General features: G+C 71.4%; 15 protein-coding genes and 1 pseudogene. 8 read left to right on the top strand and 8 right to left on the bottom strand.

Going from position 1 to position 20,309, the window contains the following annotated elements:
• Window positions 1-10 precede the first annotated feature (10 nt).
• Window positions 11-1,894: a lipase maturation factor family protein gene (locus tag AABA78_RS10200; protein WP_338262781.1), complete on the bottom strand. Its 1,884-nt coding sequence runs from the start codon at window positions 1,892-1,894 to the stop codon at window positions 11-13.
• Between the two features lie 138 nt (window positions 1,895-2,032).
• On the opposite strand from AABA78_RS10200, the gene AABA78_RS10195 reads away from it, so the two are divergent.
• The gene (locus tag AABA78_RS10195) at window positions 2,033-2,686 is read left to right on the top strand and encodes an MBL fold metallo-hydrolase (protein ID WP_338262780.1); all 654 of its coding nucleotides are present in this window, start codon (window positions 2,033-2,035) and stop codon (window positions 2,684-2,686) included.
• Between the two features lie 3 nt (window positions 2,687-2,689).
• On the opposite strand, the gene AABA78_RS10190 is transcribed toward AABA78_RS10195, so the two are convergent.
• Together AABA78_RS10190 and AABA78_RS10185 are read right to left on the bottom strand one after the other, a co-directional pair.
• Window positions 2,690-3,484, bottom strand: a complete 795-nt coding sequence (locus tag AABA78_RS10190; protein ID WP_171413113.1) for a hypothetical protein — start codon at window positions 3,482-3,484, stop codon at window positions 2,690-2,692.
• On the bottom strand, window positions 3,474-4,376 hold the full coding sequence (locus AABA78_RS10185) for a dimethylarginine dimethylaminohydrolase family protein (RefSeq protein ID WP_338262778.1): 903 nt from the start codon (window positions 4,374-4,376) through the stop codon (window positions 3,474-3,476). Before AABA78_RS10185 ends, AABA78_RS10190 begins: the two co-directional genes overlap by 11 nt.
• A 183-nt stretch (window positions 4,377-4,559) precedes the next feature.
• Here AABA78_RS10185 and AABA78_RS10180 point away from each other — a divergent pair, with 183 nt between their 5' ends.
• A complete protein-coding gene (locus AABA78_RS10180) occupies window positions 4,560-6,170 on the top strand; it encodes a cation:proton antiporter (protein ID WP_171413114.1) in 1,611 nt (536 codons plus the stop codon).
• Window positions 6,171-6,195: 25 nt separating this feature from the next.
• On the opposite strand, the gene AABA78_RS10175 is transcribed toward AABA78_RS10180, so the two are convergent.
• Window positions 6,196-6,855: an SRPBCC family protein gene (locus AABA78_RS10175; RefSeq protein WP_338262777.1), complete on the bottom strand. Its 660-nt coding sequence runs from the start codon at window positions 6,853-6,855 to the stop codon at window positions 6,196-6,198.
• Window positions 6,852-7,502, bottom strand: a complete 651-nt coding sequence (locus AABA78_RS10170; RefSeq protein ID WP_338262776.1) for a 2OG-Fe(II) oxygenase — start codon at window positions 7,500-7,502, stop codon at window positions 6,852-6,854. Before AABA78_RS10170 ends, AABA78_RS10175 begins: the two co-directional genes overlap by 4 nt.
• 288 nt (window positions 7,503-7,790) lie before the next feature.
• On the opposite strand from AABA78_RS10170, the gene AABA78_RS10165 reads away from it, so the two are divergent.
• The 3 genes from AABA78_RS10165 to AABA78_RS10155 all read left to right on the top strand — a co-directional run bounded on the left by AABA78_RS10165 (window position 7,791) and on the right by AABA78_RS10155 (window position 12,120).
• Window positions 7,791-10,058 carry a di-heme oxidoreductase family protein gene (locus AABA78_RS10165; protein ID WP_338262775.1) on the top strand — a complete coding sequence of 756 codons (2,268 nt, stop codon included), beginning with the start codon at window positions 7,791-7,793 and terminating at the stop codon, window positions 10,056-10,058.
• Between the two features lie 179 nt (window positions 10,059-10,237).
• Window positions 10,238-11,758: an ATPase domain-containing protein gene (locus AABA78_RS10160; protein ID WP_338262774.1), complete on the top strand. Its 1,521-nt coding sequence runs from the start codon at window positions 10,238-10,240 to the stop codon at window positions 11,756-11,758.
• The gene (locus tag AABA78_RS10155; protein WP_338262773.1) at window positions 11,758-12,120 is read left to right on the top strand and encodes a response regulator; all 363 of its coding nucleotides are present in this window, start codon (window positions 11,758-11,760) and stop codon (window positions 12,118-12,120) included. Before AABA78_RS10160 ends, AABA78_RS10155 begins: the two co-directional genes overlap by 1 nt.
• A gap of 6 nt (window positions 12,121-12,126) precedes the next feature.
• Here the strand turns inward: AABA78_RS10155 and AABA78_RS10150 are convergent, their stop codons facing one another.
• Window positions 12,127-12,870, bottom strand: a complete 744-nt coding sequence (locus tag AABA78_RS10150) for an energy transducer TonB (protein WP_338262772.1) — start codon at window positions 12,868-12,870, stop codon at window positions 12,127-12,129.
• A 232-nt stretch (window positions 12,871-13,102) separates the two neighbouring features.
• Between AABA78_RS10150 and AABA78_RS10145 the strand changes: the two genes are divergently transcribed.
• Window positions 13,103-13,816, top strand: a complete 714-nt coding sequence (locus tag AABA78_RS10145) for a hypothetical protein (RefSeq protein ID WP_338262771.1) — start codon at window positions 13,103-13,105, stop codon at window positions 13,814-13,816.
• 16 nt (window positions 13,817-13,832) lie between these two features.
• Here AABA78_RS10145 and AABA78_RS10140 read toward each other — a convergent pair whose 3' ends face one another.
• A complete protein-coding gene (locus tag AABA78_RS10140) occupies window positions 13,833-16,793 on the bottom strand; it encodes a hypothetical protein (protein ID WP_338262770.1) in 2,961 nt (986 codons plus the stop codon).
• Between the two features lie 144 nt (window positions 16,794-16,937).
• Here AABA78_RS10140 and AABA78_RS10135 point away from each other — a divergent pair, with 144 nt between their 5' ends.
• On the top strand, window positions 16,938-18,647 hold the full coding sequence (locus AABA78_RS10135; RefSeq protein WP_338262769.1) for a GTPase: 1,710 nt from the start codon (window positions 16,938-16,940) through the stop codon (window positions 18,645-18,647).
• Window positions 18,648-18,872: 225 nt separating this feature from the next.
• Here the strand turns inward: AABA78_RS10135 and AABA78_RS39210 are convergent.
• Window positions 18,873-19,037 (bottom strand): annotated as a pseudogene (locus AABA78_RS39210) (M23 family metallopeptidase); the annotation flags it as partial.
• 617 nt (window positions 19,038-19,654) lie between these two features.
• Here AABA78_RS39210 and AABA78_RS10125 point away from each other — a divergent pair.
• Window positions 19,655-20,293, top strand: coding sequence for a TetR/AcrR family transcriptional regulator (locus AABA78_RS10125; RefSeq protein ID WP_338262768.1), 639 nt, complete (start codon window positions 19,655-19,657; stop codon window positions 20,291-20,293).
• Window positions 20,294-20,309: the final 16 nt, after the last annotated feature.

Below are 20,309 nucleotides of genomic sequence, written 5' to 3'. Positions count from 1 at the left end.
CGGGCGCTGTTCAGACGTACCAGGTCAGCCGCCCCGCCTGCTCGGATGACCCCGGCGCGAGGGTCAGCGGCGACACATACAGCCCGCGCCGCTCCCGCTTCCACCAGGCCCCGGTGCGCTGGCGCTCCTCCAGGGACGTCATCCGGTAGTCGTGGAGCACCGCGCGCACCATCCGGGGCGGGCGGTCCGGGAAGGGGTTGGACGCGAACAGCCCCAGCACCTCCGGCGAGCCCTCCAGCAGCCGCTCCAGCAGGGCCAGGAACCACGAGGACGGCGACCCCAGCGCGGCGAACCACATCTGCCAGTCCAGCCGGGGCTGGTGCGGGGCCACCTGGCGCGGCGGCCGGTCCACCGCGGAGGTCTTGTAGCGGAACGGGTACTCCACCCAGTGCACGCCGTCGTCCGAGCCCTCCACGGTGATCTCCGGCCGGTCCACCGTCATCACCGCGAACAGGCCGTAGGAGTTCACCGAGTGCAGCGGCAGCATCCGGTCCTCCAGCCAGTCCACCGCGCGCACCAGGCGCTCCGGGCCGCGCGGCCACCACCCCATCCGGCGCAGCAGCTCCACCGTGCCCAGCGTGAGCACCGGCACCGCCGTGACCACCGACAGCGCCGTGGTCAGCACCGACGGCCGCCGCGCGGGCTCCGCGTCGCGCCCCAGGCGCTCCGGCAGCACGCGCCGCAGGGCCGCGTCGTCCAGCAGCCACAGCTCCAGGGCCAGCGACTGGACGTTGAAGAAGCCGTAGTTGCCCGTGGCCATGATGGCCGCCTGCAACGCGCAGAAGACGCCGAAGGCGGCCTGCCGCACGCGACGGGGACCGAACGCGAGGAAGGGCACCGCCGTCTCCGCCGCCAGCACCGCCGCCGTGCCCGCGTGGCGCACCCGGCGCGGCAGCTGGTGCGCGGCCCAGCCCCCGCGCGTGGGCAGGGGCGCGGTCTCGAAGTACACGTCGCACGCGCTCAGCTCGCGCCACGTCCGGTCGCCCGAGTGGAACTTGCTCACGCCCGACCCGAAGTAGAGGCGGAACACGAGCATCCGGAAGAGGAACACCTCCAGCGCGGACACGTCCCGCTTCCCCAGCCCGGGCCGCACGCCGCCCGGCGCGGTGAGCGTGCCCAGCAGCCCCATCTCCAGCAGCAGCACGTCCCACTGGAACGACAGGAACTCGCGCCCCAGCGACACGTAGGACAGGTACAGGCCCCACAGCGCGCCCGTGCTCAGGCGCGGGGCCACGTTGAGGAGCAGCGCCAGCGACAGGCCCTGCCCCACGCGGCAGCCGCGCACCAGCGCCGCGTCCGACGCGTCCTTCCAGAACACGGAGGGCCGGCGCCACCGGCCCTGCGCGGCCCAGCGCTCGGACTGCGCCAGGTCGCGGATGGGACGGATGCCCTTCTCTCCGTAGAGCCCCAGCACCTGCTTCCCCAGCGACGTGAACGCGATGAGGAACGTGCCGCCCAACAGCCGCATGAAGGCCCAGCGCACCCACCGGTGCTCCGCGGGCTCCGTCACGCGGCTGAACAGCCAGGTGTCCCAGCGCGACGCGCGCCGTCTGTGGTGCGCGATGACCGAGTACACCGCGCCCGCCACCTGCCGCACGCCGGGCAGCAGGCCCAGCCGCGCGGCGACGCGCGTGCTCAAGCGGGGGGACCAGGCGAGCATGCGGAAGACGGCCTCCGCGCCGGACGAGCGGCGCCCCGACGGCTCCACCAGCTGCATCGCCCGGCGCATGTCCTCCTTCGGAATGCCCAGGAGCGCGCGCAGCCAGCCGGTCCCCGCGGCGAAGCGCACGCGGCCTCCGGTGTCCTGACGCCAGCGCGCCACCCAGCGCTTGCAGAAGCCGCAGTCCCCATCGAACAGCACGAGCGGTCGCAGCTCGCGGGTCGTCGCGCCCATCGTGTCCCTCCTTCGTCCCATGACAAAGGTGCGCGCGGCGGGCGGGATGCGAAGGGGGCAGCAGGGGCCGCTGGTGGGGCAGGCGGGCAGCGGAGCGAGCCCCCCTGCATCCAGGTCCAGGTGCCTAGCTTTGTCGGCATGAGCGAGCCCAAGGCCCAGGCGAAGAAGACGGAGGAGATCCTCCCCGGCGTGCACCACTGGACCGTCTCCGACGACCGGGTCGGCGGCGGCCGCAGCGACGCCTACGCGGTGGTGGACGACGACGGCACCGTCACCCTCATCGACCCGCTGCCCATCGACGAGAAGGCCCTGCGCAAGCTGGGCGACATCGACGCCATCGTGCTCACCGCGGGCAACCACCAGCGCTCCGCGTGGCGCCTGCGCAAGGCGTTCGGCGTGCCCGTGTGGGCGCCGGAGGGCGCGCAGGGCCTGGCGGAGAAGCCGGACTTCGAATACGTGAACGGCACCACGCTGCCGGGCGGCCTCAACACGTTCCAGACGCCGGGGCCCACGGAGGCCATGTACACGCTCTGGCTCCAGAAGAGCCCGCACGCCGTGGTCTTCATCTCCGACCTGCTGTCACACGAAGGCCGGGGCGCGCCCACGTTCGTCCCCGGCGAGTACCAGGACGAACCGCTGCGCACGCGCACCAGCGTCCAGCGCATCCTGGACCACCTGCCCATCCAGACCGTCTGCTTCGCGCACGGCGCGCCCATCCTCAAGGACGGCGCCAGCGCCCTGCGCCAGGCGCTGGAGCAGGACGACGAGTTCCCGCACGCCCCCGCGCCCTGAGCGTCACCCCGGGGGCAGCTCGCGCACCAGCACGTGGCCGTCGTCCTGGCCGGGCGGCACCAGCTCCAGCCGGGCCCCTGCCTCCGCGCGGTCCAGCAGCGCGCCCAGCGACAGCAGGTCGGTGACGGGGATGCGCGTGGCGGGCGCGGGTGCGTCGCCCCGGAGCATGGCCTGGGCCACGCGGGCCTCGTCGCGCAGGTCCGTCTCGTAGACGAAGGTGCGCTCGTCGTAGTCGTGTCCGCCGGGGACGCGCCCCACCAGCCGCATGGGCCCCAGCCGCGAGTGCACGCGCACGGCGGGGTTGTCCCACTGGGTGATGCCGCGCAGCCGCTTCGCGCGCACCATGCCCAGCGTGAGCAGCTTCACCCACGCGGACGCGCCCCGGCCTGGCAGGAAGCTGAACAGCGACACGCCCACGAACAGCCCCGGCGTCAGCGACGGCGCCACGTAGCAGGCCGCGCCAATGGCCAGCTCCTCGTCCGCCAGCAGCAGCCGTTCGCGCGCGGGCGCCTTCAACAGCCGCGCGGGACAGCGCAACAGCCCGATGGCGCCGGGCAGCAGGTACAGGTCCGACAGCACCCAACGCGGCACGCCGATGCCGCCGAACGCGAGCTGGTTGAGCGTGAGGTACTGCCGCGCCAGCTCCGCGTTGTGCTCCGCCAGCAGGTGCGTCACCGGGATGCCGTATGGCGCCAGGTCCAGCGACGGGACGTGCACGCCGGAGCCCAGCGCCTGCAATGACAGCTCCGGCGCCGAGGCGAAGAACGCCTGGGCCAGCGGCGCGAGCTCACCCGGCATCGGCTTCGAGGTCCTTCGCCACGACGTCCAGCCGGTACTCCGGAGGAAGCGAGACGCGGGAGGCGTCCACCGACGCGCGCGACACGAGGCAGCGCGACGAACCGCCGCCCTTCTCCGTCAGCTCCGGCATCGGCATGGACACCACGCGCATGCCCAGCCGCTCGAAGGTCTCCACGATGTGCGGGGGCATCACCGTGGGCGCGAGCAGGTCCCTGCCCAGGGGCAGCCCGTTCGTCGCGTAGCGGCGGATGTCCGCTTCCGTCACCCGCACCAGCCGGTTCGCGCCGAAGCGCTGCTCCAGGAGCGCCACCGACTCCGGCGCCATCACGTCCGGACACACCACCAGCCGGTCCACCGCGGGCAGGGGCAGCACCGCCATGTTCCCGTGGAACGCGGGCTCGCGCACCTGCACGCGCAGCACCTCGCCGGGGAAGGACTTCTGGGCAGCCTCCAGCCCGTCGCGCGTGGTGCGCCCGCCCCAGAACAGCAGCGTCACGCCGTCGAACGTCGCCACGTCGCCGTGCGCCTCCCAGATGCCCACGCCCGGGTCCACGACCTCCAGGCCCAGGCGCCGGGCCAGCGGCGCCCAGTGGTCGCGCTCCGCGAACCGGTGCGCGCTCATCATCCGGGGCAGGAGGAACAGCGGGGCCTGGCCCTCGCGCGCCACCACCTGGCCGCACTCGGCCGCGTAGGGCATGCCCGTCAGCGCGTCCGACGGCGAGGGCAGCGCCACCACCGTGCCGCCTCGGGCTTCGATGTGCCGGGCCAGCGTCAGCCACTCCCGCCGCGCGCCGCGCGCATCCGCCGGAGCGGCCTCCCGGCTGCGGAAGTTGGAGCGGCCTCGCAGCGCCCAGCCCCGGCCCGGGGGCGACATCAGGAAGAGGTCCATCATCCCTCGCTTCTAGCCACCGGTCCGGAGCCTCACAACGCCTCCGTCTCCGGCCTTGAGAAAACAGTCTGGCAAATTGCAACGCCTGCCTGTCCCCTCTCAATTCCCTCCGAAAGGGGGTTGCCTCACCGCCCCGCGCGCGTGGCATCCTCACCCCTTTTTGAGCACCAACGGGGTTGGGGATTCATGCACTTCGAGCTGGCCTTCGTGCTGCTCTTCTCCATCGCGACGGCGGTGGCGATCGCGGCGCGCTACTTCAAGTTTCCGTACACGGTGGCGTTGGTACTGGCGGGCCTGGGCCTGGGCATCGTGCATGCCTTTGAGCCGCCGCACCTGACGAAGGAGCTGCTGTTCGCGGTCATCCTGCCGGGCCTGCTGTTCGAGGCTGCGTTCCACGTCGACTTCCGCAAGTTCATGAAGAACAAGCTGGCCATCACCTCCATGGCCATTCCGGGCGTGGTGGCGTCCATGGCGCTGACGGCGCTGTTCCTGTCGCCGGCCATGCGGGGGATGAAGCTGATGGAGGGCTTCGGCCTCATCCACGCGATGGTGTTCGCGTCGCTCATCGTGTCCACGGACCCCATCGCGGTGGTGGGCCTGTTCAAGGCGCTGGGCGCGCCCAAGCGGCTGGCCATCCTGGTGGAGGGCGAGAGCCTGCTCAACGACGGCACCTCCGTGGTGCTCTTCACCCTGGTGGTGGGCGTGGCGGCGGGGCAGGAGTTCACCGTGGGCAGCGCGGTGATGGACTTCATCAAGGTCGCCGGCATGGGCGGCGTCATCGGCGCGGCGGTGGGCTTCGCGGTGGGCAAGGTCATCCTGCGCGTGGAGGACGCCATGGTGGAGATCACCTGCACGGTCATCGCCGCGTACGGGTCCTTCGTGGTGGCGGAGCACTTCCACTACTCGGGCGTCATCGCCACGGTGGTGGCCGGCATGGTGTGCGGCAACTGGGCGGCTCAGGAGGGCATGGGCCCGTCGGTGCGCATCGCGGTGGAGAGCTTCTGGGAGTACCTGGCGTTCGCGCTCAACTCGGTGGTGTTCCTGCTCATCGGCCTGGAGGTGCAGCTGTCGTCGCTGCTCGCGTCGTGGCTGCCCATCCTGCTGGCGTACGGGGCGGTGCTGCTGGGCCGCGCGGTGGTCGTCTACGGCGTGTCCGGCCTGCTGCGGTTCACGTCGGAGAAGCTGCCGTGGAAGTGGAGCGCGGTGCTCACCTGGAGCGGCCTGCGCGGCGCGGTGTCCATGGTGCTGGTGCTGGGCCTCCCGGACGACTTCGCCCACCGCGAGCTGCTGGTGAACATGACGTTCGGCGTGGTGGTGCTGTCCATCATCGTCCAGGGGCTCACCATGGCGCCGGTGCTCAAGGCGCTGGGCATCACCGGCCTCAAGGACGTCTACCAGGAGCAGTACGAGCTGGCCCGGGGCAAGCTGGGCGCCATCCACGCGGCGCTCGCGTCGCTGGAGGCCATGCGCCGCGGCCGCGAAATCCCGGTGGACGTGCTGGAGCCCCTGGAGCGCGACTACCAGCAGAAGGCGCAGGCGGTGGAGCAGCAGCTCACCACGCTCAAGCAGCAGTCCAACCGCTTCAACGACGAGGAGAAGCAGGAGGCCATCCGCCGCGTCCTCATCGTGGAGAAGGACGCCCTCTTCAGCGCCTACCAGCAGGGCACGCTCAACAAGGAGGTCTTCGAGCACCTCACCGCGGAGCTGGACGAGCGCATCGCCAACGCGAAGGACGCGGAGGCCCACTTCCCGGAGGAGGACGCCCACGTCCCCCCGCCGAAGGCCCTGGCCTCCTGAGCGCCAGGGGGAGAGGGCGGCCGCCTCAGCTCGCGCCGCCCTCCACCCGCGACTGGAGCACCGCGCCCAGCACGTCCGCGGTGTCCTCTCGCAGCCGCGGCAGGTGCGCGTAGAGCACGTCCTCCACCTGGGCCACCGCCTCCTTCGGCGCGCCCGCCTCGCGCAGCCCCGCCAGCACCGCGTAGGCCGCCACCGCCAGCGGCCCCACGTAGCCGCGCGACTCCTCCCAGAACTCCTCGAAGCACGGCACGGCCTCACCCGCCACCACGCGCGCCAGCCGTCCCAGGCACGCCTCCCAGTAGGCGCGGTGCGCGTCCCGGGCCGCGTCGTCCGTGAACGGCCCCTGGCGCAGCTCCAGCCGCGTACCCCCCTCGCTCGCGTGGAAGGTCAGCTCCGCCCGGGTGCGCCCCGCCGGCACCGGCCCGCCCTCCCAGTCCATCTCCAGCGCCAGGAACCGGCCCGGGTCCACCTCCACGATGCAGCCCACCTGCGCGAACGCCCGGCCCGCCGCGTCCCGCAGGCCCACCCGGTAGGGCTGGCCCAGCGCCCCGGGGTCCGGCGCGTGCGTGCGGTGGCAGCCCGGCGGCGCGCCGAACCAGCGGCGGATGAGCGCGGGCTGCGCGAAGGCGGGGAACACCGCGTCCGGTGGCGCGGGCAGCTTCCACTCCAGTTCGAGCGCGCTCACGCCCGGGCCCCCGAGCGCGTGCGCAGCTCGAAGCGGGGCACGTTCGCCAGCACCTCCTCCGGCGCGCGGTACTGCTCCACCACCAGGCTGATCCGCGAGTCCTCCAGGGCCTGCCCGCCGGACGTGATGGCCTCCACCTCGTGCAAGAGGTCGCCCCGGAACATCACCAGCGCGTTCTGCTGGGGCTTGAGCTCCGCCACCGGACCACCCCGGTGGTACAGCCGCAGCGCGCCACCCTGGAGTTCCTTCGGAACCTGGACATACAGCACGCTCACCGCCACCGGGCAGCCGATACTCGGGCCGTAGAATTCAAGACTCCGGTCGATGTGCGCCGCGACGCTCCGCCCCTGCCCCACCAGCAGCGGGTTGAGCAGGAAGGCGTTGCACTCCGGCAGCAGCGTCTTGGCCAGGTACGGCGCGAAGGCCGGGAAGCGCCGCGTGACGTCCGGCAGCGCCTCCCGGCGGAACGTCAGCGAGAAGCCGTACGTGCCGGAGAACTGCCCGGACAGGTTCGACTCGCCCAGCAGCGACGAGCCCAGGATGGCCGAGCGGATGGAGGCCGTCGTCTCCTCGGGGAGAGCGTCCGGGGTGCGGTGGAAGAAGGTGTCGAGCCGGAAGGCCCCACCCCACGGTGGCTGGAAGCGCATGGCCCGGCAGTCTACCCACCCACGCCGCGCCGCCCCATCCCCCGCCGCCGCTCGGGACACGGCCCGCCCGGGACCCGTCCGCAACACGACGCGTCAATCCCTGACAACGCAGCGCATCAGGGATGACATCAATTTCGCTTATTTATCAGTTATCACGCCTAAGCCGAATTCTCGGGCCTCCCACCTTGCGCGCGCCGGTCGATCCCGACTTTCTTCGGACAAGCTACGAAGTCCCCTTCGCAGCGCTCGCCGTCCCACGCTCCATCCACCCCACTGGAGTTCGCAACCATGAGCCGAAGCAGACTCACGGGAATCGCGCTCGCATTCCTGGCCGTCAGTTGTCTGGCGGTTCCCTCCGCAGAAGCCGCCACGTATGGCGTCACGCCGTCTGGCTCCTCCGCCATCTTCTACGTCGACACGACGGACTGGGCGGACATCCACTACAAGCTCAACGACGGCGGGCAGCTCAACATCCGCATGACGGTGACGGGCGGCCGCAACCAGTACACGGTCACCGGCCTCTCCGCCGGCAACTACATCGACTACAGCTATACGTACTGGGACGTGTCCTGCGCCTGTGCGCGCGACACGGCCTGGGCGCGCTACACGCACAGCGGCACGGGCACCGGCACGGACGCGGGCACCGGCACTCCGGACGCGGGCACGGGCGTCGACGCGGGCCCTCCGCCCAGCGGCGACGCGGGCCCCGTGGTGCCGCTGTTCACCAGCGCCACCTCGCTGGAGCCGGCCACGGTGGAGAACACCTCCACCGCCATCATCACCCGCGTGGGCGACCGCGTCCGCGACCGCCACATGCGCGAGGACATGTACCAGGCGTACGACCACTACCTGAAGCTGTACTTCGAGAAGCGCACCCACTGGATTGAAATCGTGGACGAGGTCGCCAAGGGCGGCAGCACCATCACGGTGAACCTCTACACCATCTATCCGTACGACTCGCCGGACTTCCGCGCGTTCTTCCGCGGCCTCAACACGGTGGCGGAGTACTTCCACAACGCGGACTTCGTGAAGGTGAACGACTACAAGTACACGTCGTCGGTGAACTTCAACGCCAAGGAAGGCCGCGCCATCCGCGTGGGTGACCGGATGGAGCTGGAGATTGGCGTGTTCCTCCAGCAGCCGGTGGAAGGCCGCTTCAACTACTACTCCACGGCGATGCTCTACATCGTGGGCCAGGGCGGCATCGTCCCCTTCGAGGGCCAGGGCGCCATCCGCGACTCCTTCCCCCTGCCGGAGAAGGCCTGGGCGGGCGGCCGTGGCACGCTGCACACGCCGTTCTCCAACGAGCCGGACAACCGCTTCCTGCAGATGGCCACGAACTTGGCGCCGGTGAACGCGCAGCCCTTCGTCGAGGGCCGCCGCCTGCACCACACGAACTTCCGCGACGGCAGCCACTCCGAGCCGGACAACCCCCTCTTCACGGCGCAGGCGAACAAGCTGGGCAACAACTACGTCAACGTGTCCTGCGTCTCCTGCCACAAGCAGAACGGCCGTGGCCTGCCGCCCTCCACCACGAACACCACGCTGGACAACTACGTGGTGAAGGTGGGCAAGGTGAACAACGGCGTGGTGTCCGTGGATCCGGCGCTGGGCTTCCGCCTGCAGCCGCGCGCCGTCACCGGCACGCCAGAGGCGGACGTGCGCATCGGCAGCTGGACGACGACGGCGAGCGGCACGCTGAACGGCGGGACGGCGTACAGCCTGCGCAAGCCCAACTACAGCTTCCTCAACGTGACGCCGACGAACTTCTCGCCGCGCATCACGCCGCAGCTGATTGGCATGGGCCTGCTGGAGGCGGTGCCCGAGTCGCAGATCGCGGGCCTGGCGGATCCGAACGACGCGAACGGCGACGGCATCTCCGGCCGCATGCAGACGGTGAATGACCCGGAGACGGGCGTCACCCGCATGGGCCGCTTCGGCTGGAAGGCGGCCTCCGCGCGCGTGAAGCACCAGGTGGCCGAGGCGCTCAACAGCGACATGGGCGTGACGTCCAACGTGTTCAAGACGCAGGACTGCGGCACGTCGCAGCAGGGCTGCGCGGGCACGAGCGCGGAGCTGGGCGACAGCGACCTGGACAAGCTCACCCGCTACATCAGCCTGCTGGGCGTGCCCGCGCGCCGCGACCACTCGGACGCGACGGCGCTGCAGGGCGAGACGGTGTTCACCAACGCGGGCTGCGCGAAGTGCCACGCGCCCACGCTGACCACCAGCCCCTACGCCGCGATGAACGAGTTCCGCGGCCAGACCATCCACCCGTACACGGACCTGCTGCTGCACGACATGGGCACGGGGCTGGCGGACAACCTCCCGGAGGGCCAGGCCTCCGGCGCCGAGTGGCGCACGCCGCCGCTCTGGGGCATCGGCCTGACGGCGGGCGTGTCCGGCGGTGAGGCGTACCTGCATGACGGCCGCGCGCGCAGCGTCACCGAGGCCATCCTCTGGCACGGCGGCGAGGGCGAGGCCGCCAAGCAGGCCTTCGTGAACCTCAGCGCCGCGGACCGCAACGCGCTCTTGAAGTTCGTCAACTCGCTGTAAGGCGCAAGCCCGCTTCAATCACAGACGCCGGGCGGGAGGGGCCACCGTGCCCCTCGCGTCCGGCGTCGTGCCGTTTCAAGGGGACACGGAGGGACGCAGCCTGCCCGCCTGGTGCGCCTCCGGGCGGTCCGGGGTCTTGGACGAACGTCCCATATTGGGGTCAAGGGAGGAGCCCGTCGATGGACGAACAGCGGGAAGAGGAGGCCGCTGCACGGTTGAAGAGCGGAGTGTCCCAGCTGGATGAAATCCTGTGCGGCGGCTGGCTGCTGGGTGGGCTGTACCTCATCGCCGGGCCCCCGGGCAGCGGCAAGACGACGCTCGCCAACGAGATGTGCTTCCGGCTGGCCGAGGGCGGCGGCGCCTCTCTCTACGTGACGCTGCTCGCGGAGACCCACGAGCGCATGCTGCTGCACCTTCGCTCGTTCCGGTTCTTCCGCAAGGACGCGGTGGGCACCCACGTGCACTACATCAGCGGCCTGTCCGCGCTCCGGGAGGGGGGCGGCAAGAGCTTCGTGGACACGCTCATCCGCACCGCCCGCGAGCGCGGGGCCCGGGCGCTCATCCTGGACGGCCTGGCGGTGTTCAAGGATCGGCTGCGCCCGGACGAGGACCTGCGCGAGTTGCTGCAGACGCTCAACGTGCGGCTGGCCGCCCAGGACTGCACGACGCTGCTGCTGGGCACGGAGACGAACAAGGGCGTGAGCGAGGAGTCCGCCGTCGTCGACGGCATCGTGGCCCTGAGCGCGGACCTCATCGGCCTCAAGGCCACGCGCGGCATCGAAATCACCAAGTTCCGCGGCAGCAACAACATCCCCGGCCGCCACACCTTCACCATCGACGAGCAGGGCGTGCGCGTCTACCCGCGCTTCGAGGCGGTGATGCGGGAGACGTCCCGCAAGGTGGCCGACCCCCGCCACCGCAGCCGCTGGGGCATCGAGGGGCTGGACGCCATGTGCTCCGGAGGGCTCGTCACGCTGTCCTCCACGCTGGTCATGGGCAGCCCCGGCAGCGGCAAGACGACCATCGGCCTGTCGTTCCTGGCGGAGGGGGCGCGCCGCGGGGAGCCAGGGCTCTACTTCGGCTTCGCGGAGAGCGGCGCGCAGCTCACGGTCAAGTGCCGCAACATGGGGCTGGAGCTGGAGCCCCTGCAGCGCCAGGGGATGCTGCGGCTGGAGGCGCGTGCGCCGGTGGAGACGCTCCCGGACGCCATGGCCCAGGAGCTGATGCAGCTCATCCAACAGCACGGGGTGAAGCGGCTGGTGCTGGATGGCCTGGAACCCTTCGCCAAGGAGGCCATCGACCCGGAGCGCACCACCCGCTTCCTCGCGGCGCTCATCAACGCCCTGCGTGAGCGCGACGTCACCATGCTCATCACCCAGCAGACGAACGACATGTTCGGGCCGGAGCTGCACTCGCCCATCCGAGGCATCGAGGCCATCTGCGACAACCTGGTGTTCCTGCGCTTCTTCGAGCTGCACGGGAAGCTGCACCGGCTCATCACCGTGCTGAAGATGCGCGACAGCCCCAACGACCCCTTCCTGCGCGAGCTGCACATCACCGACGCGGGTCCTCGCGTCGGGGAGTCGTACGCGGCGCTGGAGGCCATCCTCACCGGACAGCCCCAGGCCCGCGCCCAGGCCTCCCGGAACCCGACGTCGCCCGGCCCGGGACTCGGCGGACCGGGCAGAGGGGAGGCGTGATGTCACGCATCCTCGTGGTGGAGGACGAGGAGACCCTGGCGGACGCCATCCAGGACGTGCTGCAGGACGCCGGCTTCGACGTGCAGGTGGCTCGCAACGGCCTGGAGGCCTGGCGCAAGCTGGAGGGGAACGCGCCCGACCTGTTGCTGCTGGACCTCATGCTGCCCCTGCTGGACGGCCGGGGGCTGCTCATGCGGATGCGCGACCACGGTCAGCTGCGCGAGCTGCCGGTGGTGGTCATCACCAACGCCAGCCGCAAGGCGCTGGGCGACCAGCAGGTCCAGTCGTTCCTGGAGAAGCCCGTCACGCTCAAGAGGCTGGTCACGGCCGTGACGTCCGCGCTCGGGAGCGCGGGAGGATGAACAGCCTCAGCGAGGTGGGAGCCGTCCCACCCGCAGGTTGAAGTGGAACGTGTAGCGCACGTCCACGAACCCGCCGTCGAGGGTCGCGGGGGCGAAGCGGCTGTTCCAGAGCGCGTCGAGGGCGGGCTGGACCATGAGCGGCAGGGGCTTCAGGGTGTGGCAGTGGGTGACGGTCCTTGCGCGGGCAATGACGCAGCGGATGACCATCAGCCCCTGGACGCCCTCTTGCAGGGCTTCCCGCGTGTAGCCGAGATCGGGGCCCGACAGCTTCTGGGGCGGCTTCATGGCCTCGGAGAAGAGGGGGATGTTCGCGCCGCTCGCCTGGGAAGGCACCGCGGCCTCCTCCGGCAGCCAGTAGGCCAGCCGCCACCCGTCGGCCGTCTCCTGGAAGGCCGCGATGAAGTCACCGGGCGGCGCATCCTTGTCCGTCCCCGCGGAGGGGCGGAGCTTCACGGCCACGGTGGCGAAGTCCCCGTTGATTGTCGGCGGGAGGATTTCGCAGAGGCCCGGCTCGGAGGACGGCTTCACGACGGGAGGCGGCACGTCCGGATGCGCCTGGAGCCAGGCCAGGTCCTCGGGCCGGACGTAGTCCTGGGGACGCATGTCCGCCGGGAAGCGGGCCAGGTCGGGCCAGGCCAGCAGGTGGTGCTCGCACAGCCGCCGCGCCTTGTCGGTGATCTCCTCCGGCCCCCGCATGCCCCTGGAGAGCGAGGCGCAGCCGGTTCCCAGCCACGCAAGGAGCAGACCCAACGACAGACACCACCCACGGGATGACGGAGTACGCATGACCGGGTGCACCGTACTACACGGCGGAACCACATCACCGGATGCCCCCTGACACCCCGGGCGTCCCAGGCGACTGCGCACGGGAGCACGGTCGGCAACCGCGATGCGCAATGGCAGACATGCGTGGGGGACTCCCCACTCCCGCCCTTTTGAAGCGTTCCGACATTCCGGGCGTACCCCTGCCCGGAGAACGTCCATGGTGCACCGCACCGCCGCACCGCCGCCGCCGCTTTCCGACAATGCCATCCAGGCGGAGGCCGTGGCGTTCCTGGACGCACGGGGACACTGGCTGACCGCCATGGCGGCGCGGCGGGTCGCGGCGGTGCGCGAGTTCTTCCGGCAGCACGCCCACCTGCGGCGCGACTTCCTGCGCGAACGGGCCGACGAAGAGCGCCGCGCGGGACGGCTGGCGCTGGAGCTGTTCTCCCACGCGACCCAGCGCGTGCGCTGGCTGCTCACCACGGGTGACGGCCCCACCACGCGCATCCATGGCGCGGAGGCCGGACGCGACCTGGGCCTGCTGTTCGCGGGCACGGACTCCGGATTGGATGGCCTGGCGTCGGAGCGGGACGAGCGCTGGAACCTCAACCACCCACACCCGCTCCCGCCCACCGGGTTTCGCTCAAGCCGTCTTCATGGCGACGGCGGGCCGGAGGAGGACCAGACCCACCACCTGGCCTTCTACGCGATGTTCGGCGCCTCCAACGACAGCTTCCCCGAAGAGCAGCTGAACAAGCTGATGGGCACGCTCAGCGACATGGGTCCCCCGGACGATCAACACCTGGCCTGGGACGGCATCGACCTGGGACGCCAGCTGGGCGACCCGCGCTTCGACGTGAACGCCTGGCTGTGGAAGACCGTGGGGGACACGTGCCAGGTCCCGCTGGCCGAGGAGGCCGTCGCAAGCTGATGGCCGTGGGAGATGCTCAAGGGATGGGCGTCAGCGGTAGCAGGACGAGCTCCTTGGGGTACTTCTCCGGGTCATCGGGTTTGCCCCAGGGGATCCGCACGTAGGACAGCCAGCGGCCGTCGGGCGACACCAGGGGGGCACGCACGCCGTAGGCCTCGGACTCCACGGGCAGCTTCCAGCACATCCACGGGCGCACCGCCGTGCACAGCCACGGCGAGCGTTCGTTCTTCGGGGACAGCAACAGGAACCTGCCCTCCCCCAGGGACGCGGAGCCTCCGCCATTTCGCGCCGCGAGCGCCAGCTCCTCCAAGGTGGGTGCACGCGTGCGCACAGGGCCCGCGTCCTCGGGGACTTCGATGACCTGGAACTCCGGGGCCAGCTCGCCGTGCGAGAGGTCCGCGAGCAACGAGGCCCGCGACGACAGCGGCAGGACGTTGGGCATCTGCTCCGAACCGGGAACGGCGCGGCTTCCCACCAGGTAGCACATGCCGGGGACGTACTGCGACTTCAGGAGCAGGTCCTCTCGCGGGAACGGGCGGTCCTGCCTGGCGACCACGGGCCCCCACTCGCGCGCCGCCGGGTCGTAGCAGCGCACCTGGGCACCATCCGGCTGGACCAGGCACAGGGTGCCATCCCTCCAGTACAACGTGGGCGTGCTCCACGGGGGGAGAGTGGGGACGAACGACACCCGGCCGATGACCTCCGCCTTGCCCTTCACCGCCCCGACGCGCAGCGGAAGCGGAGGCGTGGCAGCCTTGAGCCGCTGCTGGAGGGCGCGCATGCCGTAGCGTCTGGCGCAGGCGCCTTCGGTCTTCAGCGAGCCATGCAGCTCCGGGTGGACCCCCTCCGCGAGCGCCCGCCGGGCGGAGATGGCCTCCAGCGCCGTGGAGAGACAGCCCATGCGGGAGATGCGCCCCTCGTCCTTGTTCATCACGTACGAGCTGTTGCGCGCGTCGTCATTCATCTTCACCAGCCGCGCGAAGGCGGCCAGGGCCTCGCGGGCAGGGGCGTCGTCGCGGGCGAGCAGCGCCTGGAGGCGGGCTTCGGTCTCCGGCGCCAGGTCCCAGCGCACCGCTCCGAACGCGCCCATGTTCGCGGCCAGCGTCAACGCCGGGAAGCCGGGCACGCCCTCCATCCACAACGACAGACGTCCCGGCTCGCAGCGCATCTTCATGTCGCCGTCGGATGACGGACTGTCCCCGGCGACAACGACAGGGCCGCGGCCAAACTCCAGGCCCCCCGGCGCGGCCAGCCTTTGATACATGATCATCGGGTCGCCGCGGCATGCAGGCAGAGAGGCGTTGTTGCCGTACGGCCTGACCAGGCGCTGCGTCTCCAGTTCGAAGGGGATGCGCGGGTCCTGGCCCAGGTCGCAGGAGATCCGCGCACGGAAGACGCGTTCGGCGTCGTCCCACTTCAGCGAGGGCCCTTCCCAGGTCGGCTTCTGCATCACGACGTCCGTCCGCACCAGGCGCGGCGCCGTCGAAGCGAGCACACGGGGCGCGACGTACGGACCAAGCTCCAGGGAGCGCACGACCAGCGTCCGGGTCTCGTCGTCCGAGTCCGCCTTGCCTGGAGCGGGACGGCGCATGTAGGCGACCCACCGGCCGTCCGGGGAGACGCGGGCCTCCGACAGTTCATGGAAGGTCTCATCCCCCTGCGGACCGTCCCAGCGGAGGGACCAGCACCCCAGGGGCCTGTGCGTTGAGCAGAACTGCTTGTTGTTTTCGTCCAGGATGAACCGGCCTTCGGCGAAGAGCCGGGAGCCGGTGGACGCGCGCATCGCCTTCTTCAGCTCCTCCGCTTCCGGCGCGCGAAGGCGCGGTGGGCCGTCCCCTTCAGGGACCTCCAAGACGACGGCCTCGTGTTCCCGGCCGCGCCAGAACAGGACGGCCCGGGGAGACAGGCGCAGGACCGGCTCCCCGGGAAGCCGGACGTTCCGGGTCCCCATGAGGATGTTCCCGGAGCACCCCTCGAATGAGGTCCAGGCGGCCTGGTCACCCCGGTCCAGGGGGACGGCCTTGCCCCAGCGCCGCGCCACGGGGTCGTAGCAGCGCATCCGCTTGCCGGTGTCCTGCTGCGCCACGCACAACCGTCCCTGGCGCCAGAACAGGTCCGAGTCCACTGGCGAGCCAGACTCGAACCGCCCCTGGGACGGCTGGACCTCGCCGAGCTCCTCGGGAGCGCCTGTCTCCAACGGCGGCCGGTCTCCCTCCAGGTCCGGAGCCAGGACATCGCGAGGAGGGGCGGGGAACTGTTCCGGCTCATCGCCCGAGGCCAGGGCGACGCGCTTCCGGGCGCGCTCAAGCGCGGCGGCCAGCGCCGCGACACTGTCCGCCTCCAGGTCCAGGTCACGACCGTACAGGCGGGCAGGAACGTCCTTGAGCAGCAGACCCAACTCCTCCAGCGCCCGGCGGGCCCCGGCGTCGTCGCGGACCAGCAGGGGCAGCATGCGGGCTTCGCTGTCCCGGGACACCCGAAACTTCACGGAGGCGGAGGTGACACCGATACCGATGGGCTCCAGCGTCAGCAGGGGGGCCTCGGGCACGCCTTCCAGGGACAGCGCCAGCCGCTTCGCCTCACAGCGGACGCGGACGCGGGGGCGCGGAGGAGGCGGTGGCAGCTGGGTGCCAGGAGCGTCATCCATGATGCTGACCCGGCGCTCGACGTGTGAGCCGTCTGGCAGGGTCAACGTCTGGGTGATGACCACCTCCGCGGACTTGCAACCTGGGACGGCCTGACTCACGTCCACGGTCTGGGAGACGGTGATGTCGGGGGTCTTGCCCAGCCCCAGGTCGCAGGCAGCGGACCCGGTGAGCTTGGAGGGAAGCGCCTTCGCCTCCGCGAAGGTCCGCGGCTCGGCGTCGAGGACCACGCCTTGCGACGGCGCTTCCGCGGCAAAGGCCAGGGTCGCGAACAGGAACGGCGACACCGCCAGCAAAGACAGACACCACCCACGAATGGCACGGAAGTGCATGCGCCCCGGACCGTAGCAGCAGGTCATCCCCCGCCGTCCAGGGAGGAGCCGGTGAACATGGGCCGAGGGGGAATGCACGCTGGCGCACCGTCACCGATCATCCCGGTAGCCAGCGCGCGCGCGTCACGCCACGCTGGCCCTTCCGTGGACGACACCCGCCTTCCCGACCCCGAAGCCCTCCGCCCGCTGCTCACCGACGCCCTGTCGCTGCCCGCGCTCCAGCCCCATGGCCCGCGCCTGGAGCGGCTCCTGGAGGACTACGCGCGGGGCGTGGCCCGGAAGGACGCGCCGCTCGTCGTCGCGCTCGTGGGCGCCACCGGCGCGGGCAAGTCCACCCTGCTCAACGCCCTCTCCGGCCAGGCCCTCTCCCGCGAGGGCGTGGACCGCCCCACCAGCACCGTCTCCACCCTCTTCGCGCCGGAAGGCACGCCCACGGACGAGCTGTCCCGCACGGGCGCGCGCGTCGTGCGCTACACGCCCGGCCCGCAGGGCCTGTGGAGCGGCCAGGTCTTCATCGACACGCCGGACCTGAACAGCGTGGCCACGGCGCACCGGGACGTCGCGCGCGCCGCGCTGGACAAGGCGGACGTGGCGCTCGTCGTCATGCACCGGGGCAGCGTCGCGGAGGCCACCCAGGTGGACTTCCTCACCGAGTTCGCCCGCCGCCGCGCGCTCGTCTTCATCCTCAACTTCGCGGACGAGCTCTCCGCCGATTCGCGCGACGCGCTGAAGTCCCAGATCCGCCGCGTCGCCACGCAGCACTACGGCCTGGCCGCGGAGGACGTGCCCGTCTTCGCCATCAGCGCGCGCGCCGCGAAGGACGGCCAGGACGTGTCCGGCGAGTTCGGCCCGCTCCTCTTCCACCTGCGCGGGCTGGCCACCCAGGCCGTCGCCGCGCGCGTGCGCCACACCAACGCCCTGGGCGCCCTGGAGGAGCTCGCCTCCACCGTGCAGACGGCGCTCAACGACACGGACGCACTGCTCGCGAAGACGCGCACCGCGCTGGACGCGGGGCTCGCGCGCGCGGCGGAGGCGCTCCAGGGAGACTTCGACGCGCGGCTGGCCCTGGCCCACGGACACCTGGCGTCGGAGGTGCGCCGGCAGGCCGCGGGCCGCTTCTGGGGTCCCGCCGCGTGGGGACTGCGGCTGTCGTTGTGGGGCGCGTCCGGCATGGGCGCGGGCGCGCTGGTGGCCCGCCGCAGCCTGCCCGCGGGGCTCGCCGTCGCGGCGGCCTCCACCGTGGTGGACGCCGTCAGGGACCGCACCCGCGCGCGCGCCGCGGAGGTCGCGGTGGTGGAGCCCTTCGAGGACGACTTCCTGGCGGAGTCCGCCGCGCGCACCGCCCTGGCGGAGGCGCGCAGCGTGGCGCGCACGCAGGGGCTGGAGGCGGAGACCCTGGGCGTGCCGGACGTGGAGGCGATGCTGGCGGAGCTGCGCGTGGCCCGCGCGGGCGCCTGGCGCTACACGGCCTCCACCGCCGTCGCGGAGGCCGTGGCCCGCTGGTGGCGCACGGCCCGGTGGCTGGTGTTGCCGCTCATCAACCTGCCCCTGCTCGCGCTGCTGGGGCACGTGGGCTACCGCGTCGTGCGCGGCTACGTCGAAGGCCCCCTGTTGCCGTTGGAGTACTTCCTCAACGCGGGGGCCTTCTTCGGACTGCTCGCGGGCGCCGGGGCGCTGCTCGCGTCAGCGAGTCTCGTCGGAGCCGCTCGCCATGCGGGCCGGGCGGGCCGGAGCCGTTTTGTCGAGGCCCTCGCCGCCCTGGGCAGGAGGCTGGGAGAGGCCGTCGATGAGGGCCTTGGCACCGGGCGGCAGGCCGCGCGACGCATCCTGGAGCGGATTCGCGCTGTCGGGTGACATGGACATCACGGCCTGGCCGGGCATGTGGACGCCGCCGTTGGAGGCCATCATCGGCTGCGCGGAGTCCTTGCACAGCGGCGCCGACACCAGCGTCTCACGCACCGGATCCCCATAGCCCGCGATGCGCGCGGGCACGGAGGGGTTGTTCCACCCGGAGCCCTGCTCCTTGGCGACCTTGAAGTGCAGGTGCGCGCCGCACGCCCAGCCCGTCGCGCCGGAGAAGCCGATGAGCTGGCCCTCCTTCACGCGCTCACCGGCCTTCACCACCACGGCGCTGAAGTGCAGGTACTGCGTCTCCAGCCCGTCGCCGTGCGAGATGACGACGTAGTTGGCCAGCGGCGCGAACTGCTCGCCGCATCCGCCCTGCCGGCTGTCACCACGCGCCATGCGCACGACACCGTCGTGCGACGCCACGATGGGCGTGCCTTCCGGCATGCGGAAGTCCCACGCGAACGTGTCGTTGTGCTGGTGGCTGCCCGTTTCATGTCCCTGGCTCACCGTATAGACGCGGCCACAGGCGAACGGGACGCCTACCTCGGGCAGGTTCGCGACCGCCTGAGCGGAGGGAGGGACAGTGGGAGCCGAAGCAAGGAGGGAGCCGACGAGAAGAGCGGAGATGTTCATATCGGGGCGGGCGGACAACCGGTGCAAGGCCTTGCGCTATTTCCCTGGGATTTTCGCTCAGTCCCGAACGGATCACTAGCAGGCGAGCCGCGCCCCGCCCTGTCTCACGGGGGCGAGTCTTGACCACACTCCAGAGGAGAACCCGTCTCGAAGCGTCGGAGCCCCTGTCTCCCCGCCTGCCCGGTTGGCAGCCCTGACGCCTCTGAAACCTCTCCCTGCCAATCCCTCTCAGCTGTCCGGGGGTAAAGGCAGACGCCTGTCTGCCCGGATGCCCCACGGGCAGGCCTGGAACGGCCCCCGTCCGAGGATCAGCCGGAGCGTTCCGCGCCGCGCCAACAAAGTGACTGGTCACTTTTTAAGTGACCGGTTATCCTTCCGGCATGCCCCCGAAGTCCGCTCCCAGGAAGGCCGCGGTGCCAGTGCGCCGCACGCAGGCGGAGCGCCGTGAGACGACGCGCCGCAAGCTGCTGGACGCCACCATCGAGGCGCTGGTGGAGCAGGGCTACGCGCGGCTGACGACGGTGGAGGTGGCGAAGCGGGCGGGGGTGTCACAGGGGGCGCTGTTCACGCACTTCGAGACGAAGGAGGAGCTGCTCGCGGTGGCGGTGGAGCACCTCTTTCCTCGCATCATCCAGGACTTCCTCGCGGGCGTGGGTGCGCGCCCGTCCGGGAAGGACCGGGTGGGGGCGGCGGTGGACATGTTGTGGGCCGCCTACCAGCGGCCGGAGCTGCAGGCCGCCGTCGAGCTGTACGTCGCGGCGCGCACCGTCCCGGAGCTGCAGCGGGCGCTGGCGGCGGTGGACGGCCCGCACCGCCAGAACCTGCACCGCGTGGCGCGCGAGCTGTTCCCGGACGTGGCCGCCACGCACCCGGACTTCGACGACGTGGTGGAGCTGGCGCTGGACGCCGTGCAGGGCGCGGCGGTGGGCGGCTCTGCGCGTCCGGAGGACCCGGCGCACCGCCGCATGCTGGACACCCTGGCGCGCTTCATGCGCGTCGCCTTCGCACCCAGGGACTGATTCGCAGGAGGTCATC

This window comes from Corallococcus caeni (genome assembly GCF_036245865.1).
In the GTDB taxonomy this organism is placed as follows: Bacteria; Myxococcota; Myxococcia; order Myxococcales; family Myxococcaceae; genus Corallococcus; species Corallococcus caeni.
Note: the sequence above shows the minus strand (reverse complement) of the source record. Positions and strands in the feature narration are given on the sequence as shown.

Excerpts from the sequence above, each read along its gene's own strand:
- AABA78_RS10200 (WP_338262781.1), bottom strand. The coding sequence starts at position 1,894 with ATGGGCGCGACGACCCGCGAGCTGCGACCGCTCGTGCTGTTCGATGGG.
- AABA78_RS10195 (WP_338262780.1), top strand. The coding sequence starts at position 2,033 with ATGAGCGAGCCCAAGGCCCAGGCGAAGAAGACGGAGGAGATCCTCCCC.
- AABA78_RS10190 (WP_171413113.1), bottom strand. The coding sequence starts at position 3,484 with ATGCCGGGTGAGCTCGCGCCGCTGGCCCAGGCGTTCTTCGCCTCGGCG.
- AABA78_RS10185 (WP_338262778.1), bottom strand. The coding sequence starts at position 4,376 with ATGATGGACCTCTTCCTGATGTCGCCCCCGGGCCGGGGCTGGGCGCTG.
- AABA78_RS10180 (WP_171413114.1), top strand. The coding sequence starts at position 4,560 with ATGCACTTCGAGCTGGCCTTCGTGCTGCTCTTCTCCATCGCGACGGCG.
- AABA78_RS10170 (WP_338262776.1), bottom strand. The coding sequence starts at position 7,502 with ATGCGCTTCCAGCCACCGTGGGGTGGGGCCTTCCGGCTCGACACCTTC.
- AABA78_RS10165 (WP_338262775.1), top strand. The coding sequence starts at position 7,791 with ATGAGCCGAAGCAGACTCACGGGAATCGCGCTCGCATTCCTGGCCGTC.
- AABA78_RS10160 (WP_338262774.1), top strand. The coding sequence starts at position 10,238 with ATGGACGAACAGCGGGAAGAGGAGGCCGCTGCACGGTTGAAGAGCGGA.
- AABA78_RS10155 (WP_338262773.1), top strand. The coding sequence starts at position 11,758 with ATGTCACGCATCCTCGTGGTGGAGGACGAGGAGACCCTGGCGGACGCC.
- AABA78_RS10145 (WP_338262771.1), top strand. The coding sequence starts at position 13,103 with ATGGTGCACCGCACCGCCGCACCGCCGCCGCCGCTTTCCGACAATGCC.
- AABA78_RS10140 (WP_338262770.1), bottom strand. The coding sequence starts at position 16,793 with ATGCACTTCCGTGCCATTCGTGGGTGGTGTCTGTCTTTGCTGGCGGTG.
- AABA78_RS10125 (WP_338262768.1), top strand. The coding sequence starts at position 19,655 with ATGCCCCCGAAGTCCGCTCCCAGGAAGGCCGCGGTGCCAGTGCGCCGC.